This is a genomic window from Pseudomonas sp. NPDC096917 (genome assembly GCF_044762555.1).
Taxonomy (GTDB): Bacteria; Pseudomonadota; Gammaproteobacteria; order Pseudomonadales; family Pseudomonadaceae; genus Aquipseudomonas.
The window spans coordinates 25,006-36,990 of record NZ_JBIWEO010000018.1 but is presented as its reverse complement, the minus strand read 5'-3'; the positions used below and the strand labels follow the sequence as shown (position 1 = coordinate 36,990).

Sequence of the window (11,985 nt, the reverse complement as noted above, 5' to 3'; positions counted from 1 at the left end):
ATGCGGTCATCCCCATGCCCTTGCGCCAGCGCCTAGAAAACCTTCCGGTCGGCCAAAAATTGCTGGCTGCCCTTCTCATGTTATTGGCGACCGTTTTGCTGGTGGCCAATTTAACGTTCATCAGCGCCGCCTACTGGATCTCCCACGAAAGCACAGCGCCGCAAGCCTTGCAGACACTGGGGCGGCTGGCCTCAAACCCCGACCTTATTGTTCAGGCACTGGATTCCCCGGAAAAAGCCGAAGCCCTGCTCAATGAAATAGGCAATTACGCACCGTTACGGGCTGCTGCCATTTATGACAGTTCCGGCAACCTCATCGCGCAATTGCAACATGGCGAACACATGCCGCTGCCAGAGCATTATCGCCAGATCGAGGCCTGGAGCCTGACAGAACTGCGCAGCCACCAAGTCACCCGCCTGCACCACGGCGACCAACCACTCGGGCACTTGTTGCTCGTGGCCAGCAGCGAACTGCCCACGGCGTTTTACACCGGCACCTTCACAGCCAGCCTGGGGATTCTGGTGTTTAGCGTTTTACTGTGGCTGTTGGTTTCGCGGCAAATCAAGCGGCTGGTCACCCACCCCATCCACCGCCTTGAAGAGTTGTCTCGCCAGGTTACTCGCGAAGAAAACTACGCATTACGCGCAGCACCGGGCAACAACGACGAAATCGGCAGCCTGGCCGAAGCCTTCAACACCATGTTGTCGCGCATCGAAGTGCGTGAACAAGAACTCAAGCGCGCCAGAGACGAAGCGCAGGGGGCCTATGATCAAGCCCAGACGCTGGCCGAAGAAACCCGTCACACCAATCGCAAACTGGAATTGGAAGTGCAGGTTCGCGGCAAAATCGAGCAAAAACTGACCGGTTTTCAGAACTACCTCAACAGCATCATCGACTCCATGCCATCCGCTTTGATCGCCCTGGATGAGCAGCTCTACGTGACGCAATGGAACCAGGAAGCCAGTGCCCTATCCGGGACGAAACTGGATGAGGCATTGAATCAGCCGATCTACCTTGCCTTTGAACCCCTCAAGCCCTTTCTGCCACAGCTCAAAGACACCATCGAAAATCACCAAGTGGTCAAAATTGAGCGCGTGACGTGGGGCCAGGGCGAAGACGCCCGCCACTACGCCCTGACCTTTTACCCCCTGACGGGCAGCGGCGGACGTGGCGTGGTGATTCGCATCGATGACATTACCCAGCGTCTGTCACTGGAAGACATGATGGTGCAGTCAGAGAAAATGCTTTCAGTCGGAGGGCTGGCTGCCGGGATGGCCCATGAAATCAATAACCCCTTGGGCGCCATCCTGCACAACGTGCAGAATATTCGCCGACGCCTGTCGAACGAACTGCCAAAAAATATCGAGACGGCAGAACAGATCGGTATCACGCTGGATGCCATCAGCCAATATTTACAGGCCCGCGAAGTCCCCCAATTGCTCGACGGCATACAACAAGCCGGGGCTCGCGCCGCAAAAATCGTCACCCACATGCTCAGTTTCAGCCGGCGCAGTAATCGCCAAATGAGCCCCTGCGACTTGTCGGCACTCATCGAACAGGCGGTGGATATTGCCAACAATGATTTTGATCTGGCGCTGGGCTTTGACTTCAAGGGCCACGCCATCATTCGCCAGTTCGACCCCCAGCTGGGCCCCGTCCCCGGCATTCCCAACGAACTGGAACAAGTGCTGCTCAACTTGCTGAAAAACGCGGCACAGGCGATTAACCAGCGCTCAGACAGCAGTGAGCCGGGACGCATCATTTTGCGCACCAAGCTCAGTCCGCCCTGGGCTGAAATACAAGTGGAAGACAACGGCGTGGGCATGCCGGAACACGTACGCAAGCGCATTTTCGAGCCATTTTTCACCACCAAGGAAGTCGGCCAGGGCACAGGGCTCGGCCTGTCAGTGTCGTACTTCATCATCACCAACAACCACAAAGGGCAGATGGAAGTACATTCCACACTCGGCCAAGGCACCTGCTTTACGTTGCGTCTGCCCTTGGCCAGCAACCTTTTGCCCTCTCACGAATCAACCACGATGGAACTGTAAACATGGGCTTTCGCTTATCAAAGATCTACACGCGCACGGGCGACCAAGGCGAAACCGGCCTGGGCGATGGTCGACGCGTACCCAAGGATCATCCGCGCGTGGAGGCCATCGGCGAAGTTGACACCCTTAATAGTCAGCTTGGCCTGTTGTTGGCCGGGCTGATTGAGCACAGCTCCAAGTGCCCGGGGCTCAATGAGCTGATTACAGTGCTTGAACCGTGCCAGCATCGCCTGTTCGACCTGGGTGGCGAACTGGCGATGCCGGTGTACCAGGCGCTCGACAGTGCCGAGGTACAGAGGCTTGAAGCGGCAATTGATCTGTGGAATGAAGAGCTGGGCCCGCTGGAGAATTTCATCCTGCCCGGTGGCTCTTCGCTGATCGCCCAAGCGCACGTGTGCCGCAGCCTCGCCCGCAGCGCTGAGCGTCGCTGCCAGCAACTGAATGCACTGGAACCGTTGGCGGGTGTGGGATTGGCGTACATCAACCGTCTGTCAGACTTGCTGTTTGTCGCTGCGCGCTTGATCGCCAAGCGCCAGGGGATTGCCGAGATCTTATGGCAGGCGGCGCAAAAACCTACTGAAGTAGGCATGTAGTCGCCGACGAGGCACGAAGGCTGCGTGCGACAGCGCAGCCCTCGTACCTCAACAACTACAGGACTGCGCTTTCGTTCAGCGGTAAACCATCAATCCTGCGGCCAGAACGCTCTAATGCCCGCAACGCCCTGCGCCCCCATACTCCACGCTTGCTCACGATCATCCGCACCCAGGCCACCCAACAGAAACACCGGCTTGCTGAAGTTGGCGATCAACTGCTGTGCCTGCTCCCAACCCAAAGGCGGTGTGTCCGGGTGAGTCTGAGTCGCCAGCACGGGCGACAAGGTCACGAAGTCCACGTCCATCTGTTCAGCCAACGCCAGTTCTTGCGCGTTATGGCAGGAGGCGGCCAACCAGCGATCTTTCGACAACGGTCGGCCTTTAGGGGCGTATTTGCGCAACTGCGCAGCCGTTAAATGCCAACCCGCCGATGGAAAATCCCCAAGCCATTCCAGCGGGCCTTTGAGCATCAACTGCGCCTTACCTGCGCATAGCCCCGTCGCATCCACCGCCAAGTCGCGGTATTTAGGGTCATAGCCATTGGGGGCACGCAATGAAATCAGTTTGATACCGCCTGCAATGGCCTTCTGCAAGCCGCGCAACAATTCTGGGGTTTCCAGCCCGTCCGGGGTAATCAGGTACTGATCCGGCAAGCGTGCCGCCGCAACAATCGGTGCATTGGCCGCCGGAAATTCGTAATTAATCAGATCGCGCGACGAAACCCAAGCCAACGGCTGGCCTTCTGCGCCATGGGGTTCACCGCTGAAAGCCGATACTTCCCACACATCCAGCAACACCTGTTTGTCCGGGTAATCGTGCTGAACCTTGATCAGCGGGCGGGCGGTATTAACCACAATCCCCAGCTCTTCTTGCAGCTCACGACTTAATGCAGCCTCCACCGTCTCCCCCGCCTCGACCTTGCCGCCAGGGAACTCCCAGAGCCCGCCCTGATGCTGAGTATCGGCGCGACGAGCGATCAACACCTTAGCGCCTTCGCCACGAATAACGGCCGCAGCCACATGAACTCGTTTCACCTTTGTACTTCCTCTAATCCAGCCTGTTGCCAGGCTTTGAACGCCGGCCATTGGTAAATGGCGTCGACGTAGGCCTGGTCTTCAACGGGCAATTCAACACGATAGGTACGCAGTCGCACGGCCACTGGCGCAAAAAAAGCATCTGCGAGGCTCAGACGGCCAAACAGATAAGGCCCCTGTTCGGTCGACACATCCCGGCATTCAGCCCACAAAGCCAGCAGGCGGTCGATATCGATTTGAGCTTCATCGGGCATAGGCACACGCGCCTGATCACGACTCAGATCAAAGGGCAGATTGGCGCGCAAGCCGAAAAAACCGCTGTGCATTTGCGCACACGCCGACCGCGCCTGAGCCCGTGCAGCAATGTCCACCGGCCACAATTGAGCCGCTGGAAAACGCTCATTCAGGTATTCGGCAATCGCCAATGAGTCAGCAATGGTGCCGTGCTCAGTCTTCAACAACGGCACTTTACCCGTTGCCGAATGCTGCAAGATCAGCGCACGGGTATCGGGCTGCCCCAGTTTAATTAACTGCTCGGTGTACGAAACACCCGCCAGGTCTAACGCCAGCGCGCCGCGCAAAGACCAGGAGGAATACAACTTGTCGCCAATGATCAGGTGAAAACTCATGGTGGATCGTCCTGTTCAGCCCGAGAAAACCTGATCTGCCGGAACGAGACGAACCCGTTCCGGCAGCGCCTTGGTTACGTGCGGTATTCGGCGTTGATTTTCACGTATTCATGGGACAAATCAGTGGTCCAGATGGTCTCGCTGGCGGTGCCACGGCCCAGCTCGATACGAATGGTGATTTCCTCACGTGCCATCACTGCCGAGCCCTGTTCTTCAGTGTAAGAAGCCGAACGAGCGCCGCCACTGGCAATGCACACTTCGCCCAGGAACACGTCAATTTTGCTCACATCCAGATCAGACACACCGGCACGGCCTACGGCAGCCAGGATGCGGCCCCAGTTCGGATCGGAGGCAAACAGTGCAGTCTTGATCAGTGGCGAGTGAGCCACGGTGTACCCCACATCCAGGCATTCCTGGTGATTAGCGCCGCCATTCACTTCAACGGTCACGAACTTGGTCGCGCCTTCACCGTCACGCACGATGGCCTGGGCCACGTCCATGCACACTTCAAATACGGCTTGCTTCAAGGCCGCGAACAGTGGGCCGCTGGCTTCGGTGATTTCCGGCAGATCGGCTTTACCGGTGGCAATCAGCATGCAGCAATCGTTGGTCGAGGTATCGCCATCAATCGTGATGCGGTTAAACGATTTGTTCGCGCCATCAAGCAGCAGGTTTTGCAGTACGTCACGCGAAACCTTGGCGTCGGTCGCGATGTAACCGAGCATGGTGGCCATGTTCGGACGAATCATGCCCGCACCCTTGCTGATGCCGGTCACAGTGATGGTCACGCCATCGTGCTCGAACTGACGGCTGGCACCTTTAGGCAAGGTGTCAGTGGTCATGATGCCAATGGCAGCCTCAGCCCAATGATTCTCAGAGAGGTCGTCCAGAGCCGCTTGCAGGGCGCCTTCGATTTTTTCTACGGGCAGCGGCTCGCCAATCACCCCGGTGGAGTAAGGCAGCACCGCACTGGCGTCGACACCCGTCAGCTCAGCCAGCTTGGCGCAGGTGCGGGTAGCAGCGACCAGACCCGGCTCGCCGGTCCCGGCGTTGGCATTGCCGGTGTTGGTCAGCAGGTATCGCACGGCGCCCTGAACACGTTGTTTGGCCAAAATTACCGGCGCGGCGCAAAAGGCATTCAAGGTGAACACACCGGCTACGTTCGAACCTTCAGCGCAGCGCATGACCACCACATCTTTACGCCCAGGGCGCTTGATACCGGCTGAAGCGATGCCCAGTTCAAAACCGGCCACCGGGTGCAAAGTAGGCAAAGGACCAAGACCAACAGCCATGACGCGCTCCTAAATAGAGATGACAGTTCCGCCAACGGGCGGGAATTCAATGGTAAAACGCCGCGACGGCTAATGCCGGTCGCGGCGCAGGTGTTTCAGCCGTTGAAGCGGGCTTTAGTTGATTTGCCCGTGACAGTGCTTGTATTTCTTGCCCGAGCCGCAGTAGCACAGCTCGTTGCGACCCAATTTCTGATCATTACGAGCAGGCTCGGTAGCGGTTACCACCTCAGACACATCGGCGCCTTCAAGCACTTCTGCCAACGCCTCAGGCTGATCAAGGCCTGGAGCTTCGGCATGCTGGAACTGCAAGCGTGCAGCCAGGTTTTCCGCTTCTTGACGCAAACGTGCTTCTTCTTCGATCGGATCTTCGCGACGAACCTGTACATGGGACAGCACACGGATCGAATCACGCTTGATCGAGTCAAGCAGCTCAGAGAACAGATTGAACGACTCGCGCTTGTACTCTTGCTTCGGGTTCTTCTGCGCATAGCCGCGCAAGTGGATGCCGTGACGCAAGTGGTCCATGGTCGACAGGTGGTCTTTCCACAGGTCATCCAGAACACGCAGCACAATTTGCTTCTCGAACGTGCGCAGGGCTTCCGGGCTCGCCTGCTCTTCTTTCTCGTTGTATGCCGCCAGCAACTCGTTCAGCAGTTTCTCGCGCAGTGTTTCTTCGTACAGATGATCGTCTTCGTCGAGCCATTGCTGGATCGCAAGCTTCACCCCAAAACCGCTTTCGATGGCAGATTCCAGACCAGCAATGTCCCACTGTTCTGGCAACGACTGCGGCGGAATATGCGCGCTGACGGTGCTGTCGAGAACATCTTTGCGGAAATCAGCAATGGTTTCGCCGATATTGTCAGCCGCCAGCAACGTGTTACGCATGTGATAAATCACTTTACGCTGTTCGTTGTTAACGTCATCGAACTCCAGCAATTGCTTACGAATGTCGAAGTTGCGACCTTCAACCTTGCGCTGAGCCTTCTCGATCGCGTTGGTCACCATGCGGTGCTCAATCGCTTCGCCAGACTGCATGCCCAGGGCCTTCATGAAGTTCTTCACTCGATCAGAAGCGAAGATGCGCATCAGGCTGTCTTCAAGCGACAGGTAGAAACGGCTCGAACCTGTATCGCCCTGACGACCGGCACGACCACGCAACTGGTTGTCGATACGGCGCGATTCATGACGCTCGGAAGCAATGACATGCAGACCACCCGACTCCAGCACTTGCTGGTGACGTTTTTGCCAATCGGCCTTGATCTGAGCAATCTGCTCCGGGGTCGGGTTTTCGAGCGAGGCAACTTCAACTTCCCAGTTGCCGCCCAACAGGATGTCAGTACCACGACCGGCCATGTTGGTCGCGATGGTCAGTGCGCCTGGACGACCGGCCTGAGCAATGATTTCAGCTTCTTTCTCGTGGAACTTGGCGTTCAGAACCTTGTGCTCAATACCTTCCTTTTGCAGCAGGTTGGACATGTGCTCGGAGGTCTCGATGGTTGCTGTACCCACCAGCACTGGACGACCTTTGGCCATGCAGTCCTTGATGTCAGCCACAATCGCCGCGTACTTCTCGTCCGCGGTCAGGAACACCAGGTCGTTGTAGTCTTTGCGCGCCAGAGGCTTGTTCGGCGGGATAACCATCACCGACAGACCGTAGATCTGGTGGAATTCGAATGCTTCGGTGTCCGCCGTACCGGTCATGCCGGACAGCTTGTTGTAGAGACGGAAGTAATTCTGGAAGGTAGTCGATGCCAGTGTCTGGCTCTCTGCCTGGATGTTCAGCCCTTCTTTGGCTTCAATCGCCTGGTGCAAGCCTTCGGACAGACGACGACCCGGCATGGTACGGCCGGTGTGCTCGTCGACCAGCAATACCTGACCGTCTTCAACGATGTACTCAACGTTGCGATGGAACAGCTTATGCGCACGCAGTGCCGCGTAAACGTGGGTCAACAGGCCCAGGTTGTGGGCGGAGTAAAGGCTTTCGCCTTCTGCGAGCAGACCGATCTGGGTCAGCATGTCTTCTACAAACTGGTGACCGGATTCGTTCAGCTCGACCTGACGGGTTTTCTCGTCGATGGTGAAGTGGCCAGGCTTGGTAACCTCCCCTTCAACTTCTTCGATGTGCTGTTCAAGACGCGGGATCAGCTTGTTGATTTCGGTGTACAGCTTGGAGCTGTCTTCGGCCTGACCCGAGATGATCAGTGGCGTACGAGCTTCGTCGATCAGGATGGAGTCGACTTCGTCGATTACTGCAAAGTTGAGCTCGCGCTGGAATTTTTCTTCCATGCTGAAAGCCATGTTGTCGCGCAGGTAATCGAAACCGAACTCGTTGTTGGTGCCGTACGTGATGTCGGCGGCGTAGGCTTCACGCTTTTCTTGAGGCGGCTGGAACGGCGTGACCACGCCGACCGTCAGGCCCAGGAATTCGTAGAGCGGACGCATCCAGTTGGCATCTCGACGAGCCAGGTAGTCGTTCACGGTTACCACATGCACGCCCTTGCCGGACAATGCATTGAGGTAAACCCCGAGAGTCGCTACCAGGGTCTTGCCTTCACCGGTACGCATTTCTGCGATCATGCCTTCGTGCAAGGTCATGCCACCGATCAGCTGTACGTCAAAGTGGCGCATGCCCATGACGCGCTTACCCGCTTCACGGCAGACCGCGAAGGCTTCAGGCAGCAATTGATCGAGGGTCTCACCTTTAGCTATGCGGGCCTTGAACTCTTCGGTCTTGGCGCGCAATTGCTCATCGCTCAGAGCAACCATTTGCTCTTCGAAGGCATTGACGACCTGTACCGTCTTGAGCATGCGTTTAACTTCGCGCTCGTTCTTGCTTCCAAAAAGTTTCTTTAACAAAGGCGCAAACATATCGGCAGGATCTTCCACACATAGGGATGGAGGGCGGCCCCGTGAGTCGCCCGAGCAGCCCTGATGGCCGCATGCGAGCGAGCATTCTACCCGGAAACGTCGGTGAGGAAAGTGGCGTTATTCCACGATACTGGTATAGCGTTGTGACGGGGCCTGACTAAAATAAGGCCTTTTTGCGGAACTTCAACCCATGCGATGCAGAAGTTACCCATTGATTTTGCAAATAAACTGAAGCGATTCAGGACTATCTCGAGTGAAATGGGCGCTTTCTGCTAAGATTGCCCCTCAGTTTTTTAAGGTGCTTGAACATGGCATTCCGCCCACACCCAGCACGGGCACCCTCTGTTCTGCTCCGCGAGGCCAAGCCCCTAAAAGCCATTTTCGGCCACGCCAAGCGTTTGGCGCACCTGCAACGCCTGCTCGAGAGCCAACTCCAGCCCGCCGCACGCGAACACTGTCACGTGGCGTCATGGCGCGAAGGCAGCTTGTTGCTGATCGTCACCGATGGCCATTGGGCCACGCGCTTGCGTTACCAGCAAAAGCGCTTGCAACGTCAATTACAGGCCTTTGACGAGTTCGCCAGCCTGACCCGGATTTTATTTAAGGTTCAACCGCCCACGGTGCTGGCCAAAGTCAATGGACACACCCTTGACCTTTCCATCGATGCTGCGCAAACCATTCAAGCGACGGCCGACGGGATCACCGACCCGGCGTTGCGGGCAGCGCTTGAGCGTTTGGCGAGCCACGCCAAGCCCAAAGTCGAGTGATGGTGTAGCCGCTGGCCCAGCGGCTACAGACTCTCTACTTGCGCTTGCTCCCACCGAGCAACGAACCCAATAACCCGCGCACCAACTGACGCCCCATTTGGCTCGCCGCCTGGCGCGCCATCGATTGCAGAGCCTTGCCCGCAGCAGTCCCCAGAAAGTCACCCGCCTGATCAAGCAAGCCCGGCTCATGGGGAGCCGCTTGTGCTTGCGCCTGCGGCGCCTGACCTTTGCGGGCCAGCAACACCTCGTAGGCAGACTCGCGATCAATCGGCTTGTCGTAACGCCCCTGCAACGGCGAACTGGCCATTAAGGCCGCCCGCTCAGCCTCGGTCAACGGGCCGATACGTGACTGAGGCGGCGCAATAAAAACCCGCTGAACCATCGCCGGGGTGCCTTTTTCTTCGAGCATACCGACCAAGGCTTCACCCGTCCCCAGCTCTGTCAGCACTGCCAGCGCATTAAAAGCGGGGTTCGGACGGAATCCGTCAGCCACTGCCTTAAGGGATTTTTGCTCTTTGGCCGTGAATGCCCTCAACCCATGCTGGATACGCAAACCCAATTGGGCAAGCACCGTGTCAGGCAAGTCCGCCGCAGACTGGGTGACAAAGTAAACCCCCACACCTTTGGAGCGAATCAGCCGAACCACTTGCTCCAAACGGTCCTGCAGCGCTTTGGGCGTCCCGGCAAACAGCAAATGCGCCTCGTCGAAAAACAGCGCCAGTAAAGGCTTGTCGGCATCACCGCGCTCCGGCAACTGCTCAAACAGCTCAGCCAGTAACCACAGCAGGAAAGTTGCATAGACCTTGGGCGCTTCGTGCACCAAACGGCTGGCATCCAGCAGATGAATGCGTCCACGACCATCGCTGGCAGGCTGCAAAATGTCTTCGAGTTGCAGCGCAGGCTCACCAAATAACGCCTCGGCCCCTTGCTGCTCCAGGCTTGCCAGGCGGCGTAACAGTGCCTGGCTGGAACCTGTGGTCATCAAGGCGGCGTCATCGCCCAGCACGTGAGGGTTATCGCGCAGATAGCCAAGCAAGGCTTTGAGGTCTTTTAAATCCAGCAGCAACAAGCCATCACGGTCTGCGACTTTAAACGCAGCGTACAAGGCCGACTGCTGACTGTCCGTCAGCTCGAGCAAACTGCCGAGCAACAACGGCCCCATCTCACTCAAGGTGGTGCGTAGCGGATGGCCGGTTTTGCCCTGTATGTCCCACAGGGTTACCGGATAAGCCTTGGGCTGATAATTGAGCCACGGCATGCTGGCAATGCGTTCGGCAATTTTGCCTTGCGGATTGCCGGCTGCGCCCAGACCACACAGATCGCCTTTGATGTCAGCGGCAAATACAGCCACGCCCGCATCGCTGAATTGCTCGGCCAAACGTTGCAGGGTGACGGTTTTACCTGTCCCCGTGGCGCCCGCCACTAAGCCGTGGCGGTTTGCCAGGCGCAATGATTGGGCGATGGGCTGACCTGCAAGGTCAGCACCGAGAACAAGAGCAGAGGAGTCAGGCATTTTTCCACCATTCATTAATCTTTCGCGGTCCCGCGTCGATACATTCTTAATGCTAGACCAGAAAACACCTGATTTAGCGTGGGAAGCATCTCAATAAATAGAGAAACCGCTCCTGCTCTGGCAGTGAAGTGCAGAGCGAGCGTATTTACAGCGTACAGGCCTCACATTTTTAGACCTTAGCGGACCCTTCAAGCCATGAATAAAAACCTGCGTTTCAGTCACAAAATCCTGCTTGCCGCGTCCCTGATCGTCATCGCCGCGTTCTCGCTCTTTACGTTCTACAACGACTATCTGCAGCGCAATGCCATCCGTAATAACCTGGACAATTACCTGCACGAAATGGGCAGCGTCACGGCCAACAACATTCAAACGTGGCTGGGAGGCCGAATTTTGCTGGTTGAAAACCTCGCACAATCGATTGCTCTCAATCCCGAACCCGCCCAGATCGCCAGCCTGCTGGAGCAAAAAGCACTGACCAGCACGTTTATGGCCGATTACTTTGGTGATAACCAGGGCGGCTTCACCATCCGCCCTGACAGCAAGATGCCGGACGGGTTCGATCCGCGCACCCGCCCCTGGTTCAAGGATGCCAGCAACAGCAGTGGCGCCAGCCTGACCGAACCGTACATTGATGCGGTCACCGGGCAGATGATTATCTCGATTGGCACTGCGGCGAAAAAAGCCGGGCAAGCCCTAGGCGTCGTCGGCGCCGACCTGAGCCTACAAACCATTACCGACTCAATCAATGCCCTGAACTTTAACGGCCTGGGTTATGCCTTTCTGGTGAGTGGCGACGGCAAAATCCTGGTTCACCCGGACAAAGCGCTGATCACCAAGTACCTGAAGGACATTTACCCACAAGACACCCCGACCATCAGCACCGACATCAGCGAGATTCAAGTCGATGGCAAAACCCGGATTGTGACGTTCACCCCGGTTAAAGGACTGGGCACGGTCAATTGGTCCATAGGCCTGTCGGTTGATAAAGAAAAAGCCTTTGCCACGCTGAGCACATTTCGCACCTCGGCGGTCATTGCCACCTGTATTGCGGTGATTTCAATCATCGCCTTGCTCGGCCTGCTGATCCGCCTGCTGTTGCAGCCGCTGCACGTGATGACCCGTGCAATGCAGAACATTGCCGAAGGTGAGGGAGACTTGACCCGCCGCCTGGACGTGAACTCCAAAGACGAATTCGGCACACTGGGCAGTGCTTTCAACCACTTCGTTGAGCGTATTCA

At 57.1% G+C, this 11,985-nt stretch carries 8 protein-coding genes and 1 pseudogene; 4 read left to right on the top strand and 5 right to left on the bottom strand.

Translation table 11 applies throughout. From position 1 onward, the window contains the following. Nucleotides 1–14 precede the first annotated feature (14 nt). Nucleotides 15–2,051 carry an ATP-binding protein gene (locus ACIQYF_RS19300; protein ID WP_402865024.1) on the top strand — a complete coding sequence of 679 codons (2,037 nt, stop codon included), beginning with the start codon at nucleotides 15–17 and terminating at the stop codon, nucleotides 2,049–2,051. 2 nt (nucleotides 2,052–2,053) lie between these two features. After that, nucleotides 2,054–2,644: a cob(I)yrinic acid a,c-diamide adenosyltransferase gene (locus ACIQYF_RS19295; protein WP_402865022.1), complete on the top strand. Its 591-nt coding sequence runs from the start codon at nucleotides 2,054–2,056 to the stop codon at nucleotides 2,642–2,644. A gap of 89 nt (nucleotides 2,645–2,733) precedes the next feature. On the opposite strand, the gene ACIQYF_RS19290 is transcribed toward ACIQYF_RS19295, so the two are convergent. From ACIQYF_RS19290 to secA, 4 genes are all read right to left on the bottom strand, one after another. Continuing rightward, nucleotides 2,734–3,678 (bottom strand): Nudix family hydrolase, encoded by a 945-nt coding sequence (locus ACIQYF_RS19290; RefSeq protein WP_402865020.1) that lies wholly within the window; start codon nucleotides 3,676–3,678, stop codon nucleotides 2,734–2,736. Then, nucleotides 3,675–4,307, bottom strand: coding sequence for a glutathione S-transferase family protein (locus tag ACIQYF_RS19285; RefSeq protein ID WP_402865018.1), 633 nt, complete (start codon nucleotides 4,305–4,307; stop codon nucleotides 3,675–3,677). The genes ACIQYF_RS19290 and ACIQYF_RS19285 overlap by 4 nt, the downstream gene beginning before the upstream one ends. A gap of 74 nt (nucleotides 4,308–4,381) precedes the next feature. Further along, nucleotides 4,382–5,599, bottom strand: coding sequence for a bifunctional glutamate N-acetyltransferase/amino-acid acetyltransferase ArgJ (gene argJ / locus ACIQYF_RS19280; RefSeq protein ID WP_402865016.1), 1,218 nt, complete (start codon nucleotides 5,597–5,599; stop codon nucleotides 4,382–4,384). 114 nt (nucleotides 5,600–5,713) lie between these two features. Further along, nucleotides 5,714–8,467 (bottom strand): preprotein translocase subunit SecA, encoded by a 2,754-nt coding sequence (secA, locus tag ACIQYF_RS19275; protein WP_402865014.1) that lies wholly within the window; start codon nucleotides 8,465–8,467, stop codon nucleotides 5,714–5,716. Between the two features lie 308 nt (nucleotides 8,468–8,775). Between secA and ACIQYF_RS19270 the strand changes: the two genes are divergently transcribed. After that, nucleotides 8,776–9,234 (top strand): DUF721 domain-containing protein, encoded by a 459-nt coding sequence (locus tag ACIQYF_RS19270; protein WP_402865012.1) that lies wholly within the window; start codon nucleotides 8,776–8,778, stop codon nucleotides 9,232–9,234. 34 nt (nucleotides 9,235–9,268) lie between these two features. Here the strand turns inward: ACIQYF_RS19270 and ACIQYF_RS19265 are convergent, their stop codons facing one another. Then, the gene (locus ACIQYF_RS19265; RefSeq protein WP_402865009.1) at nucleotides 9,269–10,747 is read right to left on the bottom strand and encodes a helicase HerA-like domain-containing protein; all 1,479 of its coding nucleotides are present in this window, start codon (nucleotides 10,745–10,747) and stop codon (nucleotides 9,269–9,271) included. A gap of 195 nt (nucleotides 10,748–10,942) precedes the next feature. Here ACIQYF_RS19265 and ACIQYF_RS19260 point away from each other — a divergent pair. After that, a pseudogene (locus tag ACIQYF_RS19260) lies at nucleotides 10,943–11,974 on the top strand (cache domain-containing protein); the annotation flags it as partial. Nucleotides 11,975–11,985: the final 11 nt, after the last annotated feature.

Excerpts from the sequence above, each read along its gene's own strand:
- ACIQYF_RS19300 (WP_402865024.1), top strand. The coding sequence starts at position 15 with ATGCCCTTGCGCCAGCGCCTAGAAAACCTTCCGGTCGGCCAAAAATTG.
- ACIQYF_RS19295 (WP_402865022.1), top strand. The coding sequence starts at position 2,054 with ATGGGCTTTCGCTTATCAAAGATCTACACGCGCACGGGCGACCAAGGC.
- ACIQYF_RS19285 (WP_402865018.1), bottom strand. The coding sequence starts at position 4,307 with ATGAGTTTTCACCTGATCATTGGCGACAAGTTGTATTCCTCCTGGTCT.
- argJ (WP_402865016.1), bottom strand. The coding sequence starts at position 5,599 with ATGGCTGTTGGTCTTGGTCCTTTGCCTACTTTGCACCCGGTGGCCGGT.
- secA (WP_402865014.1), bottom strand. The coding sequence starts at position 8,467 with ATGTTTGCGCCTTTGTTAAAGAAACTTTTTGGAAGCAAGAACGAGCGC.
- ACIQYF_RS19270 (WP_402865012.1), top strand. The coding sequence starts at position 8,776 with ATGGCATTCCGCCCACACCCAGCACGGGCACCCTCTGTTCTGCTCCGC.
- ACIQYF_RS19265 (WP_402865009.1), bottom strand. The coding sequence starts at position 10,747 with ATGCCTGACTCCTCTGCTCTTGTTCTCGGTGCTGACCTTGCAGGTCAG.